General features: G+C 65.8%; 25 protein-coding genes. 9 read left to right on the top strand and 16 right to left on the bottom strand.

Annotation, left to right across the window (positions count from 1 at the left end; all coding sequences use genetic code 11):
- Positions 1–131 precede the first annotated feature (131 nt).
- Positions 132–833, top strand: a complete 702-nt coding sequence (locus tag NUU27_RS11810; RefSeq protein WP_257762306.1) for a phosphatidylserine decarboxylase — start codon at positions 132–134, stop codon at positions 831–833.
- The gene (gene pssA, locus NUU27_RS11805) at positions 833–1,651 is read left to right on the top strand and encodes a CDP-diacylglycerol--serine O-phosphatidyltransferase (RefSeq protein WP_257762305.1); all 819 of its coding nucleotides are present in this window, start codon (positions 833–835) and stop codon (positions 1,649–1,651) included. Before NUU27_RS11810 ends, pssA begins: the two co-directional genes overlap by 1 nt.
- Here the strand turns inward: pssA and NUU27_RS11800 are convergent.
- From NUU27_RS11800 to NUU27_RS11740, 13 genes are all read right to left on the bottom strand, one after another.
- A complete protein-coding gene (locus tag NUU27_RS11800; protein ID WP_257762304.1) occupies positions 1,648–2,310 on the bottom strand; it encodes a 1-acyl-sn-glycerol-3-phosphate acyltransferase in 663 nt (220 codons plus the stop codon). The two genes, pssA and NUU27_RS11800, sit on opposite strands and share 4 nt — an antisense overlap.
- A gap of 273 nt (positions 2,311–2,583) precedes the next feature.
- Positions 2,584–3,333, bottom strand: a complete 750-nt coding sequence (locus tag NUU27_RS11795; RefSeq protein ID WP_257762303.1) for an SDR family NAD(P)-dependent oxidoreductase — start codon at positions 3,331–3,333, stop codon at positions 2,584–2,586.
- Positions 3,330–4,805: an amidophosphoribosyltransferase gene (gene purF, locus NUU27_RS11790; protein WP_257762302.1), complete on the bottom strand. Its 1,476-nt coding sequence runs from the start codon at positions 4,803–4,805 to the stop codon at positions 3,330–3,332. The genes NUU27_RS11795 and purF overlap by 4 nt, the downstream gene beginning before the upstream one ends.
- Before the next feature lie 130 nt (positions 4,806–4,935).
- Positions 4,936–5,475 (bottom strand): CvpA family protein, encoded by a 540-nt coding sequence (locus NUU27_RS11785; protein ID WP_257762301.1) that lies wholly within the window; start codon positions 5,473–5,475, stop codon positions 4,936–4,938.
- An 87-nt stretch (positions 5,476–5,562) separates the two neighbouring features.
- Positions 5,563–6,948, bottom strand: a complete 1,386-nt coding sequence (gene radA / locus NUU27_RS11780) for a DNA repair protein RadA (RefSeq protein WP_257762300.1) — start codon at positions 6,946–6,948, stop codon at positions 5,563–5,565.
- Complete coding sequence (gene alr / locus NUU27_RS11775; protein ID WP_257762299.1) at positions 6,948–8,126, bottom strand: alanine racemase; 1,179 nt, start codon at positions 8,124–8,126, stop codon at positions 6,948–6,950. Before alr ends, radA begins: the two co-directional genes overlap by 1 nt.
- A gap of 4 nt (positions 8,127–8,130) precedes the next feature.
- On the bottom strand, positions 8,131–9,621 hold the full coding sequence (locus NUU27_RS11770; protein WP_257762298.1) for a replicative DNA helicase: 1,491 nt from the start codon (positions 9,619–9,621) through the stop codon (positions 8,131–8,133).
- A 263-nt stretch (positions 9,622–9,884) separates the two neighbouring features.
- Positions 9,885–11,138 carry a cyclopropane-fatty-acyl-phospholipid synthase family protein gene (locus tag NUU27_RS11765; RefSeq protein WP_257762297.1) on the bottom strand — a complete coding sequence of 418 codons (1,254 nt, stop codon included), beginning with the start codon at positions 11,136–11,138 and terminating at the stop codon, positions 9,885–9,887.
- A gap of 376 nt (positions 11,139–11,514) precedes the next feature.
- Positions 11,515–12,135 carry a 50S ribosomal protein L9 gene (gene rplI / locus NUU27_RS11760; protein WP_257762296.1) on the bottom strand — a complete coding sequence of 207 codons (621 nt, stop codon included), beginning with the start codon at positions 12,133–12,135 and terminating at the stop codon, positions 11,515–11,517.
- Between the two features lie 312 nt (positions 12,136–12,447).
- On the bottom strand, positions 12,448–12,696 hold the full coding sequence (gene rpsR / locus NUU27_RS11755) for a 30S ribosomal protein S18 (RefSeq protein WP_002963610.1): 249 nt from the start codon (positions 12,694–12,696) through the stop codon (positions 12,448–12,450).
- Complete coding sequence (gene rpsF / locus NUU27_RS11750) at positions 12,696–13,139, bottom strand: 30S ribosomal protein S6 (RefSeq protein WP_257762295.1); 444 nt, start codon at positions 13,137–13,139, stop codon at positions 12,696–12,698. Before rpsF ends, rpsR begins: the two co-directional genes overlap by 1 nt.
- Before the next feature lie 247 nt (positions 13,140–13,386).
- Positions 13,387–14,148 (bottom strand): ABC transporter permease, encoded by a 762-nt coding sequence (locus NUU27_RS11745; RefSeq protein WP_257762294.1) that lies wholly within the window; start codon positions 14,146–14,148, stop codon positions 13,387–13,389.
- Entirely contained in the window at positions 14,145–15,074 is a 930-nt protein-coding gene (locus NUU27_RS11740; RefSeq protein WP_257762293.1) for an ABC transporter ATP-binding protein, read from the bottom strand. Before NUU27_RS11740 ends, NUU27_RS11745 begins: the two co-directional genes overlap by 4 nt.
- A 313-nt stretch (positions 15,075–15,387) precedes the next feature.
- Here NUU27_RS11740 and fabD point away from each other — a divergent pair, with 313 nt between their 5' ends.
- The 7 genes from fabD (at position 15,388) to gmk (ending at position 21,860) form a co-directional block, all read left to right on the top strand.
- On the top strand, positions 15,388–16,329 hold the full coding sequence (fabD, locus tag NUU27_RS11735; protein WP_257762292.1) for an ACP S-malonyltransferase: 942 nt from the start codon (positions 15,388–15,390) through the stop codon (positions 16,327–16,329).
- Between the two features lie 75 nt (positions 16,330–16,404).
- Positions 16,405–17,142, top strand: a complete 738-nt coding sequence (gene fabG / locus NUU27_RS11730) for a 3-oxoacyl-[acyl-carrier-protein] reductase (RefSeq protein WP_257762291.1) — start codon at positions 16,405–16,407, stop codon at positions 17,140–17,142.
- 248 nt (positions 17,143–17,390) lie between these two features.
- Positions 17,391–17,627, top strand: coding sequence for an acyl carrier protein (locus NUU27_RS11725; protein WP_257762290.1), 237 nt, complete (start codon positions 17,391–17,393; stop codon positions 17,625–17,627).
- A 47-nt stretch (positions 17,628–17,674) separates the two neighbouring features.
- Complete coding sequence (fabF, locus tag NUU27_RS11720; protein WP_257762289.1) at positions 17,675–18,931, top strand: beta-ketoacyl-ACP synthase II; 1,257 nt, start codon at positions 17,675–17,677, stop codon at positions 18,929–18,931.
- Between the two features lie 177 nt (positions 18,932–19,108).
- Positions 19,109–20,281, top strand: coding sequence for an endolytic transglycosylase MltG (mltG, locus tag NUU27_RS11715; RefSeq protein WP_257762288.1), 1,173 nt, complete (start codon positions 19,109–19,111; stop codon positions 20,279–20,281).
- A 22-nt stretch (positions 20,282–20,303) separates the two neighbouring features.
- Complete coding sequence (locus NUU27_RS11710; RefSeq protein WP_257762287.1) at positions 20,304–21,194, top strand: YicC/YloC family endoribonuclease; 891 nt, start codon at positions 20,304–20,306, stop codon at positions 21,192–21,194.
- Positions 21,195–21,197: 3 nt separating this feature from the next.
- Positions 21,198–21,860 (top strand): guanylate kinase, encoded by a 663-nt coding sequence (gene gmk, locus NUU27_RS11705; RefSeq protein ID WP_257762286.1) that lies wholly within the window; start codon positions 21,198–21,200, stop codon positions 21,858–21,860.
- 63 nt (positions 21,861–21,923) lie between these two features.
- On the opposite strand, the gene rsmA is transcribed toward gmk, so the two are convergent.
- From rsmA to NUU27_RS11690, 3 genes are read right to left on the bottom strand one after another with little or no spacing between them, the layout of a single operon-like run.
- On the bottom strand, positions 21,924–22,751 hold the full coding sequence (gene rsmA / locus NUU27_RS11700; protein ID WP_257762285.1) for a 16S rRNA (adenine(1518)-N(6)/adenine(1519)-N(6))-dimethyltransferase RsmA: 828 nt from the start codon (positions 22,749–22,751) through the stop codon (positions 21,924–21,926).
- Positions 22,748–23,758: a 4-hydroxythreonine-4-phosphate dehydrogenase PdxA gene (pdxA, locus tag NUU27_RS11695; protein ID WP_257762284.1), complete on the bottom strand. Its 1,011-nt coding sequence runs from the start codon at positions 23,756–23,758 to the stop codon at positions 22,748–22,750. Before pdxA ends, rsmA begins: the two co-directional genes overlap by 4 nt.
- A gap of 33 nt (positions 23,759–23,791) precedes the next feature.
- A complete protein-coding gene (locus NUU27_RS11690; protein WP_257762282.1) occupies positions 23,792–24,724 on the bottom strand; it encodes a peptidylprolyl isomerase in 933 nt (310 codons plus the stop codon).
- Between the last annotated feature and the right edge of the window lie 285 nt (positions 24,725–25,009).

Below are 25,009 nucleotides of genomic sequence, written 5' to 3'. Positions count from 1 at the left end.
TCCGCCATCGAGGAGAGGGCCGGGTCCGGCCGCCCGATCCCGTTATCGACAGGCCAGAGCGGCCGGCGCGTTGCTCCAGGGCACGGATTCCGTTAGGAAGGCCGCTGACAGAGGCAATGAGGGCGCGCCCGGTGACGAATCTGCTAGACACGATCCGCAACACGCTGGTGCCCATCCATCGCGAGGGCTACCCGTTCATTGCCGCCTTCGCGGCCGCCACGCTGCTGCTCGGGCTGCTGTGGGGGCCGCTGTTCTGGATCGGCCTCGCGCTCACTGGATGGTGCGTCTATTTCTATCGCGACCCGGAGCGGGTGACGCCGGTCGACGATCGCCTGGTGATCAGCCCGGCCGACGGCTTCGTCTCTTATGTGGGCCCTGCGGTCCCTCCGGCCGAACTCGGCATGGGCCCTGGCGAGATGACCCGCATCTCGGTCTTCATGAACGTCTTTTCCTGCCACATAAACCGCGCGCCGGTGCGCGGCCGCGTCTCGCTGATCGAGCACCGGCCGGGCCGCTTCCTCAACGCCGAGCTCGACAAGGCCAGCGTCGAGAACGAGCGCAACGGCCTCGTCATCGAGAGCCCGCACGGCCCCATACCGGTCGTGCAGATCGCCGGCCTTGTGGCGCGCCGCATCGTTTGTTGGGCCGAGGCGCCGGGCGCGCTGGCCGTCGGCGAGCGCTTCGGCCTGATCCGCTTCGGCTCGCGCGTCGACGTGTACCTGCCGCAGACCGCCATGCCGCGCGTCGCCGTCGGGCAGACGGCGGTCGGCGGTGAGACCGTGATCGCCGAGTTCGGCAGCGAGCTGAAACAGCCTCTGGTGCGTGTTTCCTGATGGCCGGGCCCTTTCCACCGTTCGAGCCGCATGGGGGAGGCGGGCCGAAGCTGAGCGAAATTCCGCTGCGCATGCTGGTGCCCAACCTCATCACGGTGCTGGCGATCTGCGCCGGGCTGTCGGGCATCCGGCTGGCCTTCGAGCATCGTGTCGAGACCGCCGTGGTGATGGTGCTGATCGCTGCCTTCCTCGACGCCGTGGACGGGCGCGTGGCGCGCATGCTCAAGGCCTCGTCGAAATTCGGCGCGCAGATGGATTCGCTCGCCGACATCGTCAATTTCGGCGTCGCGCCGGCTCTCGTCCTCTATGCCTACCTGCTTGACCGGGCCGGCGCGCTGGGCTGGATCGCAGCCCTTCTGTTCGCCATCGCGTGCTGCCTGCGGCTCGCCCGCTTCAACGTGATGCTGGACGATCCGACGCGCCCGGCCTGGCAGGCGGATTATTTCGTCGGCGTGCCCGCCCCGGCCGGCGCCGCTCTCGTCCTGCTGCCGGTCTATCTCGGGTTCCTTGGGGTCACGCCGGACCGCGTGGCGGCACTGGCCGCCTGCCTCTACACGGTTCTGATCGGCTTTCTGATGGTCAGCCGCCTGCCGGTCTATTCGGGCAAATATTCGGGCAGCCGGGTGCCGCGCGAATATGTGCTACCGCTGATCCTCGGCCTTGCGCTCTACGTGCTGCTGCTCACCAGCTTCACCTGGCTGACATTGTCGGCGTCGGCCATCGCCTATCTCGTCTTCCTGGTCTTCAGCGTGCGCGCCTATGCGCGGCGAGCCGGGAAGGAGGAAGAGGCCGAGAGGGCGGCGGAGGACGCCGATTAATCCTCGATGGCCGCGGTTTCGCCGCGCGCCTCGATCATCCGCTCGAACAGGGCCTGCGAAGCGCGCATATCTTCCTTGCCCGAGCGGGCGATCAGCTCCTCGACGGTCGCCGGCGGCAGTGCGTGCACGCTCGTGGCGGGAAGGAAACCTCCACGGGCGATGAAGATCGGCACCACACGGGCTTCGGCCTTGATCGCGATGCGGGCCACGGCGCGGAACAGGCGGAACGTCTTGACGTCCGGGTCGGTGTCGTCGGGCATGTAGACGGCGAGCCTACCGTTGCCCTTCAAACGCCGCACCAGGCGGCGGCTGACGAAGACGTGGTGGGCGTTGAAGGTGATGGTGCGGGCCAGCGCCCGCCAGGGCTCGATCAGGTGCGACTGCGCCGACTCCTCGTCGAGGATGTGCAGCGTGTCCTCGGGCAGCAGCGAAAGCATCAGCGCAGGGTCAAGGCGCGACCGATGCCAGACGACGTAGATGACCGGAGGCTCCGCCCGGCGCGCCGCGTCGATCTCCCGGTCGCTGATGCGGAAGAGAATCTTCAGCGGCGCATAGAGCGCCGCCTGGTGAAAGGTCAGTCCGCGCCGGAACTGCACCAGCCCCGCCGCTGCCGTCCACAAGGCCACCACCACGAGGATGGTTTCAATCGCCAGAATCATGCCGCGTCTCCCAATCGCTTGGCCGATCCCTGACGGTGGGACAAACCAGCAGTCTTGAATCTACGTATGGGCCACTCAAACGGACGGCGTTTTGCCAAACCCATGCCGCATCCTCGGAGCACGGCTTCTTCGGCCGCTGCCGCGTGAAAGGTAACGAAAGGGACGGGAACGTCAATCGCCGACGCCGTGCTGTGGAAACCCGCAGCGCCCCGCTTCCGCTTCGATGCGGAAAGGGCGCCGCAAATCGTTCGAACCGCTTTCGCGCAGTTCGGCCTATGCCGGCATCTGGTAGCGGGTGAACCGGTTCTGCCGCACGTCGAAGATGAGGCCGGTTTCGGTGAGCTCCGGGCTGGCGAGCGGCAGGATCTTCGCGGCCACCTCGGAAGGATGGGGCAGGGTGTCCGGGTCTTCGCCCGGCATCGCCTGCGCCCGCATGGCGGTGCGCGTGGCGCCGGGGTTCACCGTGTTGACGCGCAGGGCCATGTTCCTGGTCTCGTCGGCCCAGGAGCGCGCCATCGCCTCCACAGCCGCCTTTGAAGCCGCATAGGGACCCCAGAAGGCGCGCGCGGAATGTGCCGCGCCCGACGACATGATGATGGCACGCCCCGCATCCGAGGCCCGCAGCAGCGGATCGACGCTGCGGATCAGCCGCCAGGTGGCGGTGACGTTGAGGGTCATCACCTTCTCGAACACCTTGGCCTCCACATGGCCGAGCGGGGCAATGACGCCCAGAATGCCGGCGTTGGCCACCAGGATGTCCAGCTTGCCCCAGCGCTCGTGGATCGCGCCGCCGATGCGGTCGATGCCGGCCATGTCGGCAAGGTCGAGCGGCACCAGCGTCGCTTCGCCGCCCATCGCCTTGATCTCGTCGTCCAGCTCCTCGAGCCCGCCGACGGTGCGCGCCACCGCGATCACATGGGCTCCCGCCGCCGCCAGCTCCTTGGCGAGAAAATAGCCGATACCGCGCGAAGCGCCGGTGACCAGCGCCAGCCGGCCTTGCAAATCTGGTTTTCTGTCTGTCATTGACCGCCTGCTGCGAGAAGGGAAAGCGTGCGCACGTTGTCGGCGCCCTCGTGGTCGGTGAGCCGCGTCGGATAATCGCGGGTGAAGCAGGCATCGCAGAATTGCGGCTGGTCGTTGTTGCGCGCCGCCTCGCCGACGGCCCGGTAGAGACCGTCGATCGACAGGAAGGCGAGCGAATCGACGCGGATGAATTCGGCCATCTCCTCGATCGTCAGGCGCGAGGCCAGCAGCTTCGCCGCCTCCGGCGTGTCGACGCCGTAGAAGCAGGAGGCGCGCGTCGGCGGCGAGGCGATGCGCATGTGCACCTCCGCCGCGCCCGCCTCGCGTACCATCTGCACGATCTTCTGGCTGGTGGTGCCGCGCACGATGGAATCGTCCACCAGCACCACCCGCTTGCCCTCGATGAAGCGGCGGTTGGCATTGTGCTTCAGCTTGACGCCCATGTGGCGGATCGAATCGGTCGGCTGGATGAAGGTGCGGCCCACATAATGGTTGCGGATGATGCCGAGCTCGAAGGGCAGGCCCGCCGCCTGGGCGTAGCCGATGGCCGCCGGCGTGCCCGAGTCTGGCACCGGCACGACGATGTCGGCCTCGACCGGCATCTCGCGGGCCAGCTCGGCGCCGATCTGCTTGCGCACCTCGTAGACGTTGCGGCCCTCGACGGAGGAATCCGGGCGGGCGAAATAGACATATTCGAAGATGCAGAAGCGCGGCTCCTGCTTGTTCTCGAACGGGAACAGACTCTCGATGCCGGTTTCCGTGACGATCACCATTTCGCCGGGCTTCAGGTCGCGCACATAGCGCGCCCCGATGATGTCGAGTGCGCAGGTCTCCGAGGCGAGGATGTAGGCACCGTCGAGATCGCCAAGCACCAGCGGGCGGATGCCGAGCGGATCGCGGCAGCCGATCATCTTCTTCGAGGTCAGGGCGACGATGGAAAAGGCGCCCTCGATCTGCCGCAGCGCATGGATGAAGCGCGCGTTGGTGTCGCGCTCCTTGCTCATCGCCACCAGGTGCAGGATCGTTTCGGTGTCGGAGGTCGAAGAGAAGATCGCCCCCTGCTTCTGCAGGGCGCGCTGCACGGTCATGGCGTTGGTGATGTTGCCGTTGTGGGCGATGGCGAGGCCGCCCTCGGCGAGTTCGGCGAAGAAGGGCTGGACGTTTCTGAGCCCGGAGCCGCCGGTCGTCGCGTAGCGCGTGTGGCCGATGGCGCGGCCGCCCTGCAGCCGGTCGAGCACGGACTGCTTGGTGAAGGTGTCGCCGATCAGGCCGATATGCCGCTCGACGTGGAACTGCGCACCGTCGAAGGAGACGATGCCGGCCGCCTCCTGTCCGCGGTGCTGCAGCGCGTGCAGGCCGAGCGTGACGATGGCGGCGGCGTCCGTTCGACCGAAAATGCCGAACACGCCGCATTCGTCATGGAAATGATCATCGGCTTCACCCGCGAGGGGCAAATTGTCTTGCTGTACCATTTAAGGCCGCCCTTTCGTCCGCACCGGTCAGGCAATCGCCATGAAACACGATGCGCTTCAATACCTTACAGCACCTTTTCCTTGTCTCAAAGACACGGGTCCTGTAACGCGCATGACGGCCCGCGGGCCGTCAGTTGCTCGTCTCGCCGTCTGCCGTGGTGCCGTCGGACAAGCGGTCGAAAATCGAGTTCTCCGGATCCTCCGGAAGCAGCGACTGGATCCACTGGCCGACGCCGTCGAGCAGCGGGCGCGACTTGGCTTCTGCGACCCAGCTCGGCGGATTGGAGCCCATGAGCCAGTTCAGGAACAGAAGCGCCACCGCAACGACCAGGACGCCGCGCCCCGCCCCATAGAGAAAGCCGAGCGTACGGTCGAGCGCGCCGACACGCGAATCGATGATGAAGTCGGCAATCTTCATGGTGATCACCGTCACGACGATCAGCGCCACGAAGAACACCGCCGCCGCCGCCGCCGCGATCGCCAGCATGTCGTTGCTGATATAGGGCGTCACGTAGGGCAGGACCAGAGGATGGAAGAAATAGGCCGCCGCGGCCGCCGCCGCCCATGAGGCGATGGACAGGACCTCCCGCGAGAAGCCGCGCACCATGGCCAGCATGGCTGAAACGAGGGTGAAGCCGACGAGGACTCCGTCAAGCAGCGTGATTGGCATTGTCGCCCCTACTCCTTTGGCAGTGAGGATGCCCTCGCAAGGTCAGTTCCATCTCTTCCGGGCCTTCGGGCCGCCAATCAAATCCGTTCAAGCCGCCTTGGACCCCGCGATCCGGGCCACGAGATCGGCCAGCGCCTCCGGTCGTGCGGCCCGCGCCGCGATCGCACCGGAGCCGTCCTCGTTGCTCATCGGCATGACCGCCTGGGCGAAGCCTAGTTTCTCGGCTTCCTTCAGTCGGCTTGCCGCGTGCGCGACGGGTCTGACCGCGCCCGACAGGCTGATCTCGCCGAAATAGACGCAATCGGCAGGCAGGGCAAGCCCGGTGAGCGAGGAGACGAGGGCCGCGGCCACCGCAAGATCGGCGGCGGGCTCCGAGATGCGGTATCCGCCGGCGACGTTGAGGTAGACGTCATGGGTCGCAAAGCGCACCCCGCAATGGGCCTCCAGCACGGCGAGCACCATGGAAAGCCTGGCCGAATCCCAGCCGACCACGGCCCGGCGTGGCGTGCCGAGCGGCGAGGGGGCGACGAGCGCCTGGATTTCCACAAGAACCGGCCGCGTGCCCTCCATTCCCGCGAAGACGGCGGCTCCCGGCGCCTTGGCGCTGCGCTCGCCGAGGAAGAGTTCGGATGGATTCGACACCTCGCGCAGGCCCCGGTCGCCCATCTCGAACACGCCGATCTCGTCGGTCGGCCCGAAGCGGTTCTTGACCGTGCGCAGGATGCGGTAGTGATGGCCGCCTTCGCCCTCGAAATAGAGCACCCCGTCGACCATGTGCTCGACGACGCGCGGGCCGGCGATCTGGCCTTCCTTGGTGACGTGGCCGACAAGCACCACGGCCGCCCCGGTCGACTTGGCATAGCGGATCATCGCCTGGGCGGCCGCACGCACCTGCGTGACCGTGCCGGGCGCAGATTCGGCGAGATCCGTCCACAGCGTCTGGATCGAATCGAGGATGACGAGGTCCGGCCGCTTGCCGTCCTCTATGGTCGCCAGGATGTCTTCCACATTGGTCTCGGCGGCCAGTTCCACCGGCTGGTTGGCGACGTCGAGGCGCTGCGCGCGCAGGCGGATCTGCGCCACGGCCTCCTCGCCCGACACGTAGACGATGCGGTGGCCGCGCGCGGCGAGTGCCGCCGCCGCCTGGGTCAGGAGGGTCGATTTGCCGATGCCAGGGTCGCCGCCCACCAGAAGCGCCGAGCCGCGCACGAAGCCGCCGCCGGTCACCCGGTCGAGTTCGCCGATGCCGGTCTGGATGCGCGGCGCATCCTCGATGTCGCCCGACAGCGTGGTGAGCGCCACGGCGCGACCCTTGCGCGCCTTGCGGGATGCCTGCGGGCCGGAGCCGATGCCGCTCGACGTGCCCTCCTCGATCAGCGTGTTCCACTCGCCGCAGCCGTCGCACTTGCCCGCCCAGCGGGCATGCACGGTGCCGCAGTTCTGGCAGATGAACTGAACGCGAGAACGGGCCATCAGGCTGTCGCCTCGCCGTGGACATAATGCCGCTCATAGCGGCGGCCGAGCGCCGTCAGAAGCTCGTAGGAGACCGTGCCGGCGGCGGCCGCCACCTCGTCGATCGGCATGTTGCGGCCGAACAGCTCGATGAAATCGCCGACCTGCAGCGTGTCGGGGCCGAGGGCCGTGACGTCGAACAGGGTCAGATCCATGGTCACCCGGCCGATGACCGGCACACGCTGGCCGGCGACGAAGCCCGAAGCGCCGCTGGCGACCGCCTGGCGCAGGGGAACGCCCGCCCCGGACGCGGCACGGTGATAGCCGTCCGCATAGCCTGCCGAGGCAACCGCCACCAGGGTGTCGCGCGCAACGGGCGTCGCGCCGTAGCTGACCGATTGGCCGGCCGGCACGTGGCGAAGCTGGGCGATGCGCGCCTCGGCGGTGACCACCGGGCGCATCGGGTTTTCCGGCCCGGCGATGGGCGAGCCGCCATAGAGCGCGATGCCCGGCCGGGTCACGTCGCGCAGGAACGCGCCGTCGAGAAAGATGCCCGACGAATTCGCCAGACTTGATTCAGAATCTGGGAAAAGGGCGCAAAGCTCTTGAAATGATTCGAGTTGCCGCCGGTTCATCGGATGGCCCGGCGTGTCGGCGCAGGCCAGGTGGCTGATGACGAGGCGCGGCGTCAGCGCACCGGTGAGCGCATTCTCCTGCGCCAGGACGCGCGTCCGCTCCGCTGTCAGCCCCAGGCGGTTCATGCCCGTCTCCAGGTGCAGGGCACAGGGGCGCGGCTCCTCGCCGTCGTCCCAGCCATGCGCTTCCCAGATCGCCAGGTCGCTCTGCGAGTTGAGGACCGGCAGGAGGCGGCCTTCACGGTAGAACGCGGCGGCTTCCGGGCTGAACAGCCCGTTGAAGACATAGATCTCGGCCTCCGGCGCTGCCTCGCGCACGGCAAGCCCTTCCTCGGGAAGGGCGACGAAAAAGCGGCGGCAGCCAACGGCAGACAAGGTCTGCACCACGGGACCCGCACCGAGCCCGTAGGCGTCCGCCTTCACCACCGCGGCGGCCTCGGCCGGCGTGGACCGCTCGGCAAGCTCAAGGTAATTCGCCGCCAGGGCATCGAGATCGACGATGAGGCGGCCGCCCGCGACACGCGGGTCGGCGCCGGTGATTGTCGAAAAGGGGGGCCTGGTCAATGCGTCACTCGAACCGTTCTGGCAGCCGGTCTTCCTCGGCGAGGTCGTAGAAGCGGGTGAACTCGCCCTGGAAGCCCAGCTGCACCGTTCCCGTGGGGCCGTGACGCTGCTTGGCGATGATCACCTCGGCCTTGCCGCGCGCCTCGTTCATCTCGGCTTCCCACTTGATGTACTCTTCGGTGCCGGGCTTCGGCTCCTTGTTCTTCAAATAGTACTCGTCGCGATAGACGAAAAGGACCACGTCGGCATCCTGCTCGATCGATCCCGATTCGCGCAGGTCCGAGAGCTGCGGGCGCTTGTCGTCGCGGTTCTCCACCTGACGCGAGAGCTGCGACAGGGCGATGATCGGCGTCGACAGCTCCTTGGCGAGCGCCTTCAGGCCGGTGGTGATCTCGGTGATCTCCTGCACGCGGTTCTGCTGCGACTTGGCGGATGAACCCTGCATGAGCTGCACATAGTCGATGACGATGACGTCGAGGCCGCGCTGGCGCTTCAGGCGGCGGGCGCGGGCGGCGAGCTGGGCGATCGAGATGCCGCCGGTCGCGTCGATGTAGAGCGGCCGGTCCTGCATGATCTGCGCGCAGGCGACCAGTTTTTCGAAATCCGCCTCGGTGATCTCGCCGCGCCTGATCTTGGAGGAGGGGATCTCCGTCTGCTCGGAAATGATGCGCGTGGCGAGCTGTTCGGACGACATTTCGAGCGAGAAGAAGCCCACCACGCCGCCATTGGCCGCGGCGTAGGAGCCGTCGGCCTGTTGTGCCGGCTCATAGGCATTGGCGATGTTGAAGGCGATGTTGGTGGCAAGCGAGGTCTTGCCCATGCCCGGACGCCCGGCGAGGATGATGAGGTCGGAGGGTTGCAGGCCGCCCATGCGCTTGTCGAGGTCGCGCATGCCCGTCGAGATGCCGGACAGGTGCCCGTCGCGCATGAAGGCGGCGTTGGCCATGTCGATGGCGATCTTGGTCGCCTCGCCGAAGCTCTCGAAGCCGCCGTCGTAGCGCCCGGTCTCGGCGAGCTCGAACAGGCGCCGCTCGGCATCCTCGATCTGCCGCTGCGGGGCCATGTCGACGGGCGCGTCAAAGGCGATGTTGACCATGTCCTCGCCGACCGTGATCAGCGCCCGGCGGATGGCGAGATCGTAGATGGCGCGGCCGTAATCGGCGGCGTTGATGATGGTCACGGCTTCCGCCGCCAGGCGGGCGAGATACTGGGCGACGGTCAATTCGCCGACCTTTTCCTCGGCGGGCAGGAAGGTCTTGATGGTGACCGGATTGGCGGTCTTGCCCATGCGGATCAGCTCGCCCGCCACCTCGAAGATCTTGCGGTGCAGCGGCTCGTAGAAGTGGACGGGCTTCAGGAAGTCCGACACCCGGTAAAGCGCGTCGTTGTTGACGAGAATGGCGCCGAGCAGCGCCTGCTCGGCCTCGATGTTGTTGGGCGCTTCACGATAAAGCTGCGTTTCCGCGGTTTCGAGCTTGCGGACTGCCTCTGCCATTTAGATGTTATCCGTGGTTCCGGTGCGTCTCAGTCGAATTGCGCCCGGACAAACTGAAGACACGAAGCATCCCGGCACCCCTGACCTGTCTAAACGTTCGCAGGGCGGTGCGGGGAAAAAACCGAAGGGATGCGCGAAGCTCGCCCTCGAAACACACGCTATCCACCGCTATCCACCGCAAGAATGCCACAGCGCTCGGAATTCAGGCCCGGGCGGAATGATGCGCTTGACAGCGAATCATTCCGAAGTGCCCGATTATATTCCTATTCGGCGGCCTGCGTGAACTTGCCGGGGCGCTTGCTGTCGGCCAGGCGCCTTTCGGCATCGCCGATATAGTTGCGCGTCATCGGCAGGGTGTCGCGCTTCTTGGTGAGCTGGATCTGGAACACCACCATCTCCTGCCAGCGGAACGAGGCCTCGGAGCCGGCGAGATAGAACTCCCACATCCTTGCAAAGCGCTCGTCGTAGATCTCCACCGCCTTGGCGCGGTTCTTCTGGAAGCGGGCCTGCCAGTGCTTCAGCGTCTCGGCGTAATGCAGCCGCAGGATTTCGATGTCGGTGATGATCAGGCCCGACTTCTCGATGGCCGGCGTGACTTCCGACAGCGAGGGGATGTAGCCCCCCGGGAAGATGTATTTGCGAATGAAGGCGTTGGTGACCGAGGGGCCGGTTGAGCGGCCGATCGTGTGCAGCAGCATCACCCCGTCGTCGGCCAGAAGCCTGGCGCTCTGGTCGAAATAGGTGCGGTAGTGGTTGATGCCGACATGCTCGAACATGCCGACCGAAACGATGCGGTCGAACGGGCCCTTCAGCGAGCGGTAATCGGCGATCTCGAAGCGCGCCTTGTCGGCAAGCCCCATCGTCCGGGCGCGCTCATTGGCGACGCGGTGCTGCTCTTCCGACAGCGTGACACCGAGCACCTGGGCATCGAACTGACCTGCCAGATCGAGGCCGAGCCCGCCCCAGCCGGAGCCGATGTCGAGCACCTTCTGGCCGGGCTGCAGCGCCAGCTTGGCGGCGATGTGCCGCTTCTTGGCGCGCTGGGCTTCCTCGAGCGACACGTCGGGCGTTTCGAAATAGGCGCAGGAATACTGCATGTCCTCGTCGAGGAAGAGGCGGTAGAGCTCCTCCGACAGGTCGTAGTGGCGATGCACGTTGCGCTTGGAGCGCGCCGCCGTGTTGAACTGCTGGAGGCGGCGGAACGGATAGCGCAGCGCCTCGCCGAGCTTGATGAGGAAGGCCTGTTTGCCGGCCTCGTCCATGTTCGTGTAGACGAGCTGCAGGAAGGACACGATGTCGCCTTCCACGATGTCGATCTCGCCCTCCATGTAGCGTTCGGGAACGGCGAGCATCGGATCGAGCGCGACGGCGCGTTCCGCGCTCTTCGTGTGGATGGCGATGCGGATCGGTTCCCCGGAGCCATCGCCGTAGCTGTGTGTGACGCCTGCCGGATCGGTGATTGAAAACGAGCCCTTGCGGATCAGGCGGGAAACGAATCTGTCGAGCAACCAGTTCATCTCAGAACCCCCAAATTCACGGGAGGCTTTGATTATGAAACGATTTTTCCGAAAATGAAAAGGGGCCAGAATACGGCTGGGCTTAGTTCAAAAACCCGTTTCTTGCCAAATCCTGCCACGAAATCCCGCAATTTGGCGGCGGGACAAGGGCTTGCGCGCGTCATATCAATCCGCGCGACAAAGTATGAAATTTATTGAACTATTGAATAAAGGACGAAAGCCTGCCGCTGTCGGCCCAAACGCCACCGCCGAATGAAAAAGGGAGCCGGACCTTTGCGCCCGGCTCCCCAAATTCTCGACCGTTCGATCGGTCAGCCGCCTTGGATCGCGATGATTTTGGATTGATTCAATCCAAAATCATAAACCTCATCCCGCTCTAGGCGTTCTCGTCGGAGCCTTCCTCGGCTTCGACTTCCTGCTCTTCGCCCAGATCCTCGTATTCCGCGTTCGGATCGAAGAAGGCTTCGGGGCGGGCGCTGTCGTTGATGTCCTCGCCGTAGATCGCCTCGGCCGAATCGAGCGTCTCGCCGCGGGCCTGGCGCGTGGCTTCGTCCGTCGAGCGGGCGATGTTCAGCGTCACGGTCACCTCGACCTCGGCATGCAGGGCGATCGCCACGTTGATGAGGCCGATGGTCTTGATCGGCTGGTTCAGCTCGACCTGGCTGCGGCCGATCTTGAAGCCGTCCTCGCCGAGCACCTCGACGATGTCGCGCGCCGACACCGAACCGTAGAGCTGGCCGGTCTCGGCGGCCGAGCGGATGACCACGAAGGTCTTGCCGTCAAGCTTCTCGGCGACGCTCTCGGCTTCCTTCTTCAGTTCGAGGTTGCGCGCCTCGAGCTCGATGCGCTGCGATTCGAACTTCTTGCGGTTGGCCTCGTTGGCGCGCAGGGCCTTGCCCTTGGGCAGCAGGAAGTTGCGCGCAAAGCCGTCCTTGACCTTCACCACGTCGCCCATCTGGCCGAGCCATGCAATGCGTTCGAGGAGAATAACGTCCATCGTTTCCGTCCTTCTGTCGTCGGCGCGAACGCCGGAATTTGAATGAAGGCAGGTCAGAAACGGTAACGGCCGGTGTGTCGGCCGGGATCGCTGTCCTGCCTGCCGCGGTCTGCGCGAAACGTCCGTTTCGACAAGTCAGCCCGCAAGCTGTTGATCTGATGGGGCGATCTGTTCTGACGGATGAGCACCATCTGTCATGCTCGCACCACTAGGCAGTTAGGGGCTTGCCGCCCCAACTCGGGATTTTCAGAAACCTCGGCCGCGCCCGCCGCGGAGAGGGGCTGCGGGCGGCAGGGCCGCCCGCGCCGGAACTTACTTCACCACGTAGGGGAGCAGGCCCAGGAAGCGGGCGCGCTTGATGGCCTTGGCCAGTTCGCGCTGCTTCTTCTGGCTGACCGCCGTGATGCGGGACGGCACGATCTTGCCGCGCTCGGAAATGTAGCGCTGCAGGAGCTTCACGTCCTTGTAGTCGATCTTCGGAGCGTTGGCGCCGGAGAACGGGCAGGTCTTGCGGCGGCGATGGAAGGGACGCCGCGTCGGGATCTGGTTGATGTCGACCATTATTCAGCACCCTCGTTGAAGTCGCGGTCACGGCGCGGGCCACGGTCGTCACGGTCACGGCGGGGGCCGCGGTCGTCACGGTCGCGACGGGGACCACGGTCGCCGCGCTCACCGCGGTCGTCGCGGCGCTGCATCATCGCCGACGGACCTTCCTCGTGGGCGTCCACGCGGATGGTCATGAAGCGCAGGATGTCTTCGGACAGGCCCATCTGGCGCTCGACCTCCTTGACGGCGTCGGCCGGGGCGTCGATGTCCATGAGGGTGAAGTATGCCTTGCGGTTCTTCTGGATGCGGTAGGCGAGGGACTTCTGTCCCCAGCTCTCGACCCGGCCAACCGTACCGCCGCCTGCCTCGATCACACCCTTGTACTGTTCAACAAGGGCTTCGACCTGCTGCGGCGAGAGATCCTGCCGGGCAAGAAACACATGCTCGTAAAGTGCCATTGTCTTGCCTTTCTTCAGTTCGCGTCACACCGGATCCCAACGGCTAAAGCCTCAGCGACTTCTCTCTCCGGTGGATCCGGCGAAGAAAGGCGCGTGTTCGAGACGGTCGAGAGCGGAGACACGGGAGGCGGAAGAACCTGTCTTCACAACGGCGCCCGAAAGCGCACGGCCCTCCGTTCAGCCCCCGGCTGGGACCGGCAGACCGCGCGCTTATACAGGGTTTTGCCCAAGATGCAAGGGCGCCAGCTCACGTCTTCAGCCGGTAGCCCGTCTTGAAGATCCACCAGATGATCGACAGGCACAGCGCCAGGAAGATGACGATCATGGCGATGCTGATGTTCACCCCGACATCGGCGGTCTCGTAGAAGCTCCAGCGGAAGCCGCTGATCAGGTAGAGGACCGGGTTGGCCAGCGTCACCTTCTGCCAGAACTCGGGCAGCATGTGGATCGAATAGAACGATCCGCCGAGAAAGACGAGCGGCGTCACGATCAGCAGCGGGATGAGCTGCAGCTTCTCGAAATTGTCCGCCCAGATGCCGATGATGAAGCCGAACAGGCTGAAGGTCACCGACGTCATGACCAGGAAGAACAGCATCCAGAAGGGATGGCGGATCTCGATCGGCACGAACAGATGCGCCGTCGCCAGGATGATCAGTCCGAGGATCATCGACTTGGTGGCCGCCGCTCCCACGTATCCGAGCACGATCTCGAGGAACGAGACCGGCGCCGACAGGATTTCGTAGATCGTGCCGATGAATTTTGGAAAATAGATGCCGAAGGAAGCGTTGGAGATGGAGTTCTGCAACAGCGTCAGCATCATCAGGCCGGGCACGATGAAGGCGCCGTACTGAATGCCCTCGACCGTCTCGATGCGCGAGCCGATGGCGGCGCCGAAGACGATGAAATAGAGCGAGGTGGAAAGCACCGGCGAGATGACGCTCTGCAGGAGCGTGCGCTTCATGCGCGCCATCTCGAACAGGTAGATGGATTTGACGGCTTCGAAATTCACTGGTTTCCCTCCACCACGAGGCTGACGAAGATGTCTTCCAGCGAGCGTTGCTCGGTGTCGATATCCTTCACCGTGATGCCCGCGCCGAAGAGCGCCGCCAGGAGAGAGGCGATGCCGGTGCGGGCGGCCTGCGTGTCGTAATGATAGGTGATGCGTTCGCCGCCATCGGCGAGTTCGAGCTCATAGTCGGCCAGGCTGCCGGGCAGTTCGTCGAGCGGCTTCTGCAGTTCCAGGGTGAGCTGCTTCTGGCCCAGCTTGCGCATCAGCTCCGCCTTGTCCTCGACCAGCAGCAGGCGCCCCTTGTTGATGACGCCGACGCGATCGGCGATCTCCTCGGCTTCCTCGATATAATGCGTGGTGAGGATGATGGTGACGCCCGTGTCGCGCAGGCGCTTCACCAGCCGCCACATGTCCTTGCGCAGTTCGACGTCGACGCCGGCGGTGGGCTCGTCGAGGAACAGGATGCGCGGCTCGTGCGCCAGCGCCTTGGCGATCATCACGCGCCGCTTCATGCCGCCCGACAGCGCCATGATCTTGCTGTCCTTCTTGTCGTGGAGCGACAGGTCGCGCAGGATCTGCTCGACCAGCGCCGGCGCCGGTTTCTTGCCGAACAGGCCGCGGCTGTAGCTGACCGTGTCCCAGACCGTCTCGAAGGTCTCGGTGTGCAATTCCTGCGGCACCAGCCCGATCAGCTGGCGCGCCTTGCGATAGTCGTGGACGATGTCATTGCCTTCGACCGTCACCGTTCCGGTGGTCGGCCTCACCAGGCCGCAGACGATGGAGATGAGGGTCGTCTTGCCGGCGCCGTTGGGGCCGAGCAGCGCCAGGATCTCGCCCCGGCGGATGTCCAGATCGACCGCATTGAGGGCGGTCAGACCCGTGTCATATGTCTTGGAAAGATTTTTTATGGAAAGGGCGTTCGTCATGGAGGCGTTCCTTGCATGCCAGAAGCGCTCTGGCACACCGGTCCGCGACCCGGAATCGGTCTGCGGACGAGCGATGCGCCGTTTCAACGATTTACAGCATCGCGCGATGTCTGGCGGACGTGTGACGCTGCAATGAGCCGCGCTCATATAAGCAATAGACGTTGGGCTTGCCAGCGGGCCGACGGGATCGCTGACATTTCCTGACATGGCGCGGCGATGGCTTGTGGGCTCCAGCGGGCAAAAGGCTTGACGCGTGCGGCGCGTTGCGTCACCAGATGCGCCCCAATGTGAGAGAGTTCGGGAGACATCGGCGATGAGCATCGCTTTCACCTTTCCAGGCCAGGGCAGCCAGGCCGTCGGCATGGGCCGCGATCTGGCCGAGGCCTTCCCCGAGGCGCGCGCCGTCTTCGAGGAAGTGGACGACGCGCTGAGCCAGAAGCTGTCCAAGGTCATGTGGGAGGGCCCGGAAGACGAGCTGACGCTCACCGCCAATGCCCAGCCGGCCCTGATGGCCGTCTCGATCGCCGCCATGCGGGTGATGGAGAAGGGCGGCCTGTCGCTGCGGGACAAGGTGTCCTATGTGGCCGGCCATTCGCTCGGCGAATATTCGGCGCTCTGCGCCGCCGGCACCTTCTCGCTGGCCGATACGGCGCGGCTCCTGCGCATCCGCGGCGATGCCATGCAGGCCGCCGTGCCGGTGGGCGAGGGTGCGATGGCGGCGATCATCGGCCTTGAAGCGGAGGATGTGGAAGCGGTTTGCGCCGCCGCCTCGGCCGGATCCGTGTGCCAGATCGCCAACGACAATGGCGGCGGCCAGCTCGTCGTCTCCGGAGCCCGGGCGGCGGTCGAGGAAGCGGCAAGGCTCGCCTCCGAGAAGGGCGCCAAGCGCGCCATCATGCTGCCGGTCTCGGCTCCGTTCCACTCGGCGCTGATGCAGCCGGCCGCCGATGCCATGCGCGAGGCGCTGGCGAAGGTCGGCAAGAGCGCTCCGGCAGTGCCGGTGATCGCCAACGTCACGGTGTCGCCGCTCACCGATCCCGAAGAGATCGCCCGGCGGCTGGTGGAGCAGGTGACGGGGCGCGTGCGCTGGCGCGAGACGGTCGCCTGGTTCGGCGAGAACGGTGTCGGAACGCTTTACGAGATCGGCTCCGGCAAGGTGCTGTCGGGGCTCGCCCGGCGCATCAACCGCGATCTGAACGCCGTTGCCGTCAACGCGCCGGCCGACATCGAGGCGGCGATGCAGGCGCTCGTCTGAACGCCGCCCGCCCGACAGCTTGTGCATTCGCTATAGTCTACCCATAGTCTACGCCATTTTCGGAAGGACAAAGCCATGTTTGATCTCAACGGCCGCAAGGCGCTGGTGACGGGAGCCTCCGGCGGCATCGGCGAAGCGATCGCCCGCATCCTGCACGCCCAGGGCGCCGTCGTCGGCCTGCACGGCACGCGGGTGGAGAAGCTGGAGGCGCTGGCAAGCGACCTCGGCGACCGCGTCAAGCTGCTGCCGGCGAACCTGTCCGAGCGTAGCGAAGTCAAGGCCTTGGCGGAGAAAGCGGAATCAGAGCTCGAGGGCGTCGACATTCTCGTCAACAATGCCGGCATCACCCGCGACGGCCTGTTCGTGCGCATGAGCGACGATGACTGGGACGCGGTCCTCGAGGTGAACCTGACCTCGGTGTTCCGCCTGACCCGCGAGCTGACGCACCCCATGATGCGCCGCCGCTTCGGCCGCATCATCAACATCACTTCGGTCGTCGGCGTGACCGGAAATCCCGGCCAGGCCAATTACTGCGCGTCCAAGGCGGGCATGATCGGCTTTTCCAAGTCGCTCGCCCAGGAGATCGCCAGCCGGTCGATCACCGTCAATTGCGTGGCGCCGGGCTTCATCGAATCGGCGATGACCGACAAGCTCAACGACAAGCAGCGCGAGGCCATCATGGGCGCCATTCCCATGAAGCGCATGGGCAGCGGTGCCGAGGTCGCTTCGGCCGTCGCCTATCTGGCCTCCAACGAGGCGGCCTATGTCACCGGCCAGACCATTCACGTCAATGGCGGCATGGCGATGATCTGACGCCGTATCGCCCGGGCAGGCCTTGCCGGGGTGGACCAAGGACGATTAACGCTTGGCGGGTGCCGTGAAATCGTGATATGCGCCCGCCCGACATGGTTCCGCCCGGCAGAGCTTGCAGAGCTCGTCGCGGACGGAGCAGGGACGGCTCGGAGGCATCCCCGCCTCGAACGGAGTCATCATTTCAGCTTGATTAGCGGCAATCGTGCAGCTAACGAAGATCGGAAATTCAGAAAGTCGAGGGTTCTCACATGAGCGATACTGCAGAGCGCGTTAAGAAAATCGTTGTCGAACATCTGGGCGTCGAAGGCGAGAAGGTCACGGAAGCGGCCAGCTTCATCGACGATCTCGGCGCCGACAGCCTCGACACGGTCGAGCTGGTCATGGCGTTCGAGGAAGAGTTCGGCGTCGAGATCCCCGACGATGCTGCCGAGACGATTCTCACCGTCGGCGACGCGGTAAAATACATCGACAAGGCAACCGCCTGACGCCTTCGGCGTTCCTTCAGGCAGTAGCCAAGGCGGATGATCAGCATATGAGACGCGTCGTCGTCACGGGCATGGGGCTCCTTTCCCCTTTCGGCCTCGGGGTCGAACACGGGTGGAAGAACCTGCTCTCAGGCAAAAGCGCGGCCAGGCGCATCGACCGATTCGAGGTCGATGACCTGCCGTGCAAGATCGCCAACAGCATCCCGCGCGAAGGCGAGGGCGCGTTCAATGCGGATGATTTCCTGGAGCCCCGGGAGCAGCGCAAGATCGGCGAGTTCATCGCCTATGGCATCGCTGCTGCCGATCAGGCGCTTGAGGATTCCGGCTGGAAGCCGCAGACCGAGGACGAGAAGTACGCCACCGGCGTGCTGATCGGCTCGGGCATCGGCGGCATCGAAGGCATCGCGGAAAACGCGCTCATTCTTCATGAGCGCGGCCCGCGGCGCATCAGCCCTTTCTTCATTCCCGGCAACATCATCAACCTGGTCTCCGGCCAGGTGTCGATTCGCCACGGGCTGAAGGGGCCGAACCACGCCGTCGTCACGGCCTGTTCGACCGGTGCGCACGCCATCGGCGATGCGGCCCGGCTGATCATGCTCGGCGATGCCGACGTGATGCTGGCCGGTGGTGCCGAAGCGCCCGTCACGCGCCTGTCGATCGCCGGCTTCTCCGCCTGCAAGGCGCTCTCCACGAGCTTCAACGATACGCCGGAGAAAGCCTCGCGCCCCTATGACCGCGACCGCGACGGGTTCGTCATGGGCGAGGGGGCCGGCGTGGTGGTGCTCGAGGAACTGGAGCACGCCAAGGCACGCGGCGCCAGGATCTATGCCGAGGTCGTCGGCTACGGCCTGACCGGCGATGCCTACCACATCACCGCTCCGGCGGAAGACGGCGACGGCGCGTATCGCTGCATGAAGGCGGCGATCAAGCGCGCCGGCATGACGCCGGCCGATGTCGACTACATCAACGCCCATGGCACCTCGACCATGGCCGACGCGATCGAACTGCGGGCGGTGGAACGTCTGTTGGGAGACGCTGCCGGCAAGGCCTCGATGTCGTCGACCAAGTCGTCCATCGGCCACCTTCTGGGGGCTGCCGGCGCAGCCGAGGCGATCTTCTCCATTCTCGCCATTCGCGACAACGTGGCCCCGCCGACGATCAATCTGGACAATCCACAGGTTGAGACGGCCATCGACCTGGTGCCGAACAAGCCGCGCGAACGCCAGATCGACGTGGCGCTGTCAAACTCCTTCGGATTTGGCGGAACCAACGCGTCGCTGGTCTTCCGGCGCTACGAAGCATAACAAGCGCCGCGAAACGGGCTTGCAGTTTTGCCATTTTCGCAATTCAGTCTCCCGGGGTGGCGAATCGAGATGGTAACGGCAGGTCCGGTCGGAACGACGTTCGGCCCGTGACCGCCAAGACAGTTTTGGAAGGGAAGCGGGCCTCGCGCCCCTCCCGCAGGGAGCGGTCCAGGCGATATGACAGAGACTTCCAGCGATGGTGGCGGCTTCGGGCGCCAGACGGGTGAAGAGCGCGGCCGCGGCTTCAAGTCGGCCGGCCAGGCATTGCGGCCCGAGGCCGGAACGCCGCCGCCCAGGCGCTCGCGGCGGGCCCGCAGCCAGTTCATCGTCTTCCTCAATTTCGTTTTCTCCTCGCTCGTCTTCCTGGTCGTGCTGGCCGGCATCGCCTTCTATTTCGGCAAGCGGGAATTCGAGCGCCCGGGGCCGTCCGGTTCGGCGGAGATCGTGCTCATCAAGCCGAACACCGGCGTGCGCGAGATCGCCAACATCCTGGAGCGCGAAGGGCTCATCAGCGACGCCCGCGTCTTCCTGGTTGGCGTGCGGGCCCACGGCGCCGACGGCCAGTTGAAGGCCGGTGAATACGAGGTCAAGGCCGGCGCCTCCATGCAGGAGATCATGGAACTTCTGAAGAGCGGCCGGTCGGTGCTCTATTCGCTGACCATCCCTGAGGGATTGACAGTCGAGCAGGTGTTCGCGCGCATTCGTGAAACGCCAGAACTTTCCGGCGAGATGCCTGACGAGATGCCGGCCGAGGGAAGCCTTGCGGCCGATACGCTGCGCTTCACGCGCGGCATGGATCGCCGTGCGGTCGTCGCCAAGCTGCACGAGGACCAGCAGGAGATGATCGACGCCATCTGGGAGCGTCGCGATGCCGACCTGCCGATAAAGGACAAGGACGAATTCGTCACGCTTGCCTCGATCGTCGAGAAGGAAACCGGCATCGCCGACGAGCGACCGCGCGTCGCCGCCGTCTTCCTCAACCGGCTCGAACGCAGCATGCGGCTGCAATCCGACCCGACGATCATCTATGGTCTGTTCGGCGGGGCCGGAAAACCCGCAGATCGTCCCATCTACCGGTCCGACCTCGACAAGAAGACGCCGTACAACACCTATCTGATAGACGGCCTGCCGCCGACGCCGATCGCCAATCCGGGCCGGGCGGCGCTCGAGGCGGTTGCCAACCCGTCGAAGACCGACGAACTCTACTTCGTTGCCGACGGCACGGGCGGTCACGTCTTTGCCAAGACGCTCAAGGAGCACAACGAGAACGTCGCCCGCTGGCGCGCCGAGGAGAGGAAGCGGCGTGCCGAAGAGGCGGCCGCCGACAAGCCGGAAACCAGCGCCAACTGAGCGCCGGCAGGGCAGGGACACAATGAGCGAACTCCAGAGCATGACGGGTTTTGCCCGTGCCTCCGCAGAGCATCGGACCGCCGCCATCACCTGGGAGGTCAAGTCCGTCAACGGGCGCGGCCTGGAGGTACGCTTTCGCTTGCCGCCCGGCTACGAGCGGATCGAGCAACCGGCGCGGCAAGCGCTGCAGAAGCGCTTTTCGCGCGGCAACGTGCAGGCATCGCTGACCCTCAGCCAGACCGACGCCTATCGGCGGCCGGTGGTGGACGAGGTTTTCCTCAAGGAGGTCGCCGAGCTTGCCGGCCGGCTGCACGAGCAGTTCGGCACCGCTCCGGCGACGGCGGACGGCCTGCTGGCGTTGCGCGGGGTGCTCGACTACCCGGATCCTGGCGCCGACGACGAGGCGCGCGAGGCCATGGACGCGGCGATCCTGGAAACCTTCGAGGCGGCCCTTGCCGGGCTGGATGAGGCGCGGCGCGGCGAGGGAGCGGCCCTTGCCGGCATGCTGCTCGGCCATGTGCAGCGGATCGAGGCGCTGACCGCAGAGGCCGAGGCGGACCCGTCGCGAACCCCCGAGATGATCCGCGCCCGGCTCAAGGAACAGGTGGCGCGCCTGATGGACGCGACCTCCGGGCTGGACGAGACGCGGCTGCACATGGAGGCGGCGTTCCTGGCCACCAAAGCGGATATCCGCGAGGAGATCGACCGGCTGAACACGCATGTCGCCTCGGCGCGGGCGCTGATCGCGGGCGCGGGCGCGGTCGGCCGCAAGCTCGACTTCCTCGGCCAGGAATTCAACCGCGAAGCCAACACCCTGTGCTCGAAGTCAAACGCCGCATCGGTCACCGCCATCGGCCTTGAGCTGAAGGCCGTGGTGGATCAGTTCCGCGAGCAAGTGCAGAATCTGGAGTAGACCATGGCAACCGAAACCGCTCCTGCAGGTCTGGCGGCGATTGCACGGCGCGGGCTGATGCTGGTGCTGTCGTCCCCCTCCGGGGCCGGCAAGTCGACGATCGCCAGAACGCTTCTGGCGCAGGTTCCCGGCTTCGAGCTCTCGGTCAGCGTCACGACGCGGCAGCGGCGCGGCAGCGAGATCGAGGGCGTCCACTATCACTTCAAGTCGCAGCGCGAGTTCGAGCTCCTGCGCGACAATGACGACCTGCTCGAATGGGCCGAGGTGCACGGCAATCTCTACGGCACGCCGCGCGCGCCGGTCGAGAAGGCGCTGTCGGAAGGCCGCGACATGCTGTTCGACATCGACTGGCAGGGCGCGCAGCAACTGCGCGAGAAGATGCGCGGCGACGTGGTGTCGATCTTCATCCTGCCGCCGACCATGAAGGAATTGCTCGGCCGCCTGACCCGCCGTGCCGAGGACACGCCGGAAATCATCCGGACGCGGCTGAAGAACGCCCGTTTCGAAATCGAGCAATGGGTCGATTACGACTATGTCGTCATCAACGACGAGCTCGACCGTGCCTTCTCGTCCGTGCGCTCGATCGTCGAGGCCGAGCGCCTGCGGCGCGACCGCCGTCCGGGCTTGTTCGACTTCGTCTCAGGCCTGCTTGGCGAAGAGCCGTGATAGAGCTCCTTTGTTTTTCCGCATTTATGCGGACGTCCGGTGAGCCCACCTGACTGCAAAATGCTACAGGGCGCGCGCCAGCGCCACGAACTCTTCGACGGACAGTGTTTCGGCCCGCCGCGTCGGGTCTATCCCGACAGCCGCGAGCAGCGCTTCCCCACCCAGCGGCTTGAGGCTCTGGCGCAGCATCTTGCGGCGCTGGCCGAAGGCCGCTTCCGTGACGCGTGAAAGGGTTTTTGCCGCGACCGGCAGCGGCTCGGCGCGTGGCACCAGATGCACGACGGAGGAGGTGACCTTCGGCGGCGGCGTGAAGGCCTGCGGCGGCACGTCGAAGACGATCCGCGCTTGCGTGCGCCAGCCGGCGAGAACGGCGAGCCGCCCGTAGGATTTGTCGCCGGGTGCCGCCACGATGCGCTCGGCCACCTCGCGCTGGAACATCAGCGTCATCGAGGAGTAGAAGGGCGGCCAGGCCTCCGGCGTCAGCCAGCGCACCAGGAGCTCGGTGCCGATATTGTAGGGCAGGTTGGCGACGATGCGGACGTCGCGCGCGTCGGCGGCGAGCGCTGAAAAATCCGTTTCCATCGCGTCGCCGCTGATGACCTCGAGCCGGCCCGGATAATGCCCGGCCACCTCGGCAAGCGCCGAAAGGCAGCGCTCGTCGCGCTCCACGGCGACGACCCGCCTGGCGCCCGTCATGAGCAGGGCGCGCGTCAGGCCGCCCGGCCCCGGCCCCACCTCGATGACCGTCGCGCCGCTGAGATCGCCCGCCGCGCGGGCGATCTTGGCCGTCAGGTTCAGATCCAGCAGGAAGTTCTGGCCGAGCGATTTCTTGGCCGCCAGCCCGTGCGCTGCGATCACCTCGCGCAGCGGCGGCAAACCGTCGATGCTCATGCGTGTCGCGCTGCGTTGTCGGCCAGCCGGCGGGCCATGCGGATGGCCGCGATCAGGCTGTCGGCACGGGCCACGCCCTTGCCGGCGATGTCGAAGGCGGTGCCGTGATCCGGCGAGGTGCGCACGAAGGGCAGGCCCAGCGTCACGTTCACCGTCTCGTCGAAGGCGATCGTCTTCACCGGGATCAGCGCCTGGTCGTGATACATGCAAAGGGCCGCGTCATAGCCCTGCCGGGCCCGCGCGTGGAACATGGTGTCGGCCGGCAGCGGCCCGAAGGCGTCGATGCCGTCGGCGCGCAGGGCATCGATGGCCGGCGCGATGATTTCGGCATCCTCGCGGCCCATGGTGCCCCCTTCGCCCGCATGCGGGTTGAGGCCGGCAACGGCGATGCGGGGAGCCTCGATGGCGAAGCGGAGCCTGAGATCGCGCGCGGTGATGCGGGCCGCCTGCTGCACCAATGCGCCGCTCAGCGTCCGCGGCACCGCCTCCAGAGCCTGGTGCACCGTCACCGGCACCGTGCGCAGCTCCGGCCCGGCGAGCATCATGATCGGCGTGGCCGGGCTGCCGGTGATCTCCTCCGCCAGATGGCCGAGAAATTCCGTATGCCCGGGAAAGCGGAAGCCGGCGTCGTAAAGCGGTTTCTTGGCGATGGGCGCGGTGACGACCGCGGCAGCGCGGCCGGCCAGCGTGTCCTCGACGGCGCGCGTGATCGCCTCGATGATGCCGGCGGCATTGACCGGTGAGGGCAGGCCCGGCGTGTCGGTCAGGCCGTTCTCCAGCGGCGCCACGGGCAGCCGGTCGGCAAAGACGTCGCAGGCCGCATCGGCGGAGACTTCGGCAAGCGGCGCATCGAGCCCGAGATGACGCGCCCTGGACGCCAGCAGGGCGGGGTCGGCAAGCACGTAGAAGGCCGGCAGATCGAGCGCCTTGCGCTGATGCCATGCCTGAATCACCAGTTCCGGCCCTATGCCGGACGGGTCACCGATGCTCAGGGCGAGGGGAAACACGGCTATGCCTCGAACCGGTGCGGAAAGGGATGTTCAGCGCCTGCTGATGCGTGCGTTCTTGCGCAACTCGGCCATATACTCCCGGGTCGCCGCTTCGGTCGCCTCATCACCCTGCTCCTCGTTCTGGAAGACCATCTGCGCCACGCGGTCGTCGGAGACCTCGCGCGTCGAGCAGACACCGACGAACTCGACGCCGCGATCGGTCTCGCGGATCTTGGTGGCGCTGCCGGGGGAGGTGCCCTTGATCATGTCCTTCCAGTCCGCTGGAAGCTGCGGCTCGAGGAAGCGGCCGAGATCGCGCACCGTGACGTCGATCAGGCCCCTGGCGAAATCGCGGGTTGTCTCGCAGCTGCGGAAGCGGTCGCGCATGGCCTGGGCTTCGCGCTTGCGCTTGCCCATGAGCGCCGAACGCTCGCCCGACGGCACCACGAAGATGACCTGCTGGAGCATGTATTCCGTGGCGCTCGGCTTCTGGCCGCCCTGCTGCAGCATCTTTGCCACCACATCCTGTTCGCTGAGCTTGTTCTGCGCGCTGTTGCGCGACTGCAGGACGCGGCTCCAGCCGATCTGCGAGCGGATGAATTCCTTGAAGTGGTCGGAGGTGACGCCCGCCTGCGCCAGCACCTGGTCGAGCTGGCTGGCGGTCAGCTTGTTGCTGCCCGCAAAACGCTGATAAGCCTGGTTGACCATCTCGACCGGGATGTTGATGTTGAGACGCTTCATCTCCTGGAACTTCAGCGTCTGCTCGATCATCTCCTCGGCGGCCTTCTCGCGCAGGTTTCCGCCCTGGCGCTGCAGCTTGAGGAATGCGGCGCGGCGATCGATGTCGTAGCTGGTGACCGGCACGTTGTTGACCACGTAGCGGATTTCAGTTGCATCGGCCGGACCCGCGAACGGCATCGCTGCCGCCATGGCCAGCGCAAAAAGACCCGTGCACGCCCAGCGCCTGCAATTGACTAACATCATGACAGCCTCGCTCTCACACCCCGTAACCGCGTCGGAATAACAGCAAACACGGCGGCACCATAGCCCTTTAAGGGATTTATCGGCCGTTCATGGGGCAAAACAATGACTAATACCAAGGGAGATAACTATTGACCAATCTGACCGGAGGTATCGCGTGTCGTGGCAAGGCGCGCCGCGCGCGGCGATGCCTTTGCATCGTTAGCGCGGTGCAACGCCGCCACGGCGCGCGAGAGCCCGGCCCTGCGGGTGGGACAGGACGAGCCGCTGGACGTCGTTGCGCTGCTT

Source organism: Nitratireductor sp. ZSWI3, assembly GCF_024655565.1.
In the GTDB taxonomy this organism is placed as follows: domain Bacteria; phylum Pseudomonadota; class Alphaproteobacteria; order Rhizobiales; family Rhizobiaceae; genus Nitratireductor.
The sequence above is the reverse complement of the archived record's forward strand: the minus strand, read 5'-3'. Positions and strand labels throughout refer to the sequence as shown.

Bases quoted from the DNA above. Each gene is read 5' to 3' on its own strand.
- pssA (WP_257762305.1), top strand. From the start codon at position 833: ATGGCCGGGCCCTTTCCACCGTTCGAGCCGCATGGGGGAGGCGGGCCG.
- NUU27_RS11800 (WP_257762304.1), bottom strand. From the start codon at position 2,310: ATGATTCTGGCGATTGAAACCATCCTCGTGGTGGTGGCCTTGTGGACG.
- NUU27_RS11795 (WP_257762303.1), bottom strand. From the start codon at position 3,333: ATGACAGACAGAAAACCAGATTTGCAAGGCCGGCTGGCGCTGGTCACC.
- purF (WP_257762302.1), bottom strand. From the start codon at position 4,805: ATGGTACAGCAAGACAATTTGCCCCTCGCGGGTGAAGCCGATGATCAT.
- NUU27_RS11785 (WP_257762301.1), bottom strand. From the start codon at position 5,475: ATGCCAATCACGCTGCTTGACGGAGTCCTCGTCGGCTTCACCCTCGTT.
- radA (WP_257762300.1), bottom strand. From the start codon at position 6,948: ATGGCCCGTTCTCGCGTTCAGTTCATCTGCCAGAACTGCGGCACCGTG.
- NUU27_RS11770 (WP_257762298.1), bottom strand. From the start codon at position 9,621: ATGGCAGAGGCAGTCCGCAAGCTCGAAACCGCGGAAACGCAGCTTTAT.
- NUU27_RS11765 (WP_257762297.1), bottom strand. From the start codon at position 11,138: ATGAACTGGTTGCTCGACAGATTCGTTTCCCGCCTGATCCGCAAGGGC.
- rplI (WP_257762296.1), bottom strand. From the start codon at position 12,135: ATGGACGTTATTCTCCTCGAACGCATTGCATGGCTCGGCCAGATGGGC.
- rpsR (WP_002963610.1), bottom strand. From the start codon at position 12,696: ATGGTCGACATCAACCAGATCCCGACGCGGCGTCCCTTCCATCGCCGC.
- rpsF (WP_257762295.1), bottom strand. From the start codon at position 13,139: ATGGCACTTTACGAGCATGTGTTTCTTGCCCGGCAGGATCTCTCGCCG.
- NUU27_RS11740 (WP_257762293.1), bottom strand. From the start codon at position 15,074: ATGACGAACGCCCTTTCCATAAAAAATCTTTCCAAGACATATGACACG.
- fabD (WP_257762292.1), top strand. From the start codon at position 15,388: ATGAGCATCGCTTTCACCTTTCCAGGCCAGGGCAGCCAGGCCGTCGGC.
- fabG (WP_257762291.1), top strand. From the start codon at position 16,405: ATGTTTGATCTCAACGGCCGCAAGGCGCTGGTGACGGGAGCCTCCGGC.
- NUU27_RS11725 (WP_257762290.1), top strand. From the start codon at position 17,391: ATGAGCGATACTGCAGAGCGCGTTAAGAAAATCGTTGTCGAACATCTG.
- fabF (WP_257762289.1), top strand. From the start codon at position 17,675: ATGAGACGCGTCGTCGTCACGGGCATGGGGCTCCTTTCCCCTTTCGGC.
- mltG (WP_257762288.1), top strand. From the start codon at position 19,109: ATGACAGAGACTTCCAGCGATGGTGGCGGCTTCGGGCGCCAGACGGGT.
- NUU27_RS11710 (WP_257762287.1), top strand. From the start codon at position 20,304: ATGAGCGAACTCCAGAGCATGACGGGTTTTGCCCGTGCCTCCGCAGAG.
- gmk (WP_257762286.1), top strand. From the start codon at position 21,198: ATGGCAACCGAAACCGCTCCTGCAGGTCTGGCGGCGATTGCACGGCGC.
- rsmA (WP_257762285.1), bottom strand. From the start codon at position 22,751: ATGAGCATCGACGGTTTGCCGCCGCTGCGCGAGGTGATCGCAGCGCAC.
- NUU27_RS11690 (WP_257762282.1), bottom strand. From the start codon at position 24,724: ATGATGTTAGTCAATTGCAGGCGCTGGGCGTGCACGGGTCTTTTTGCG.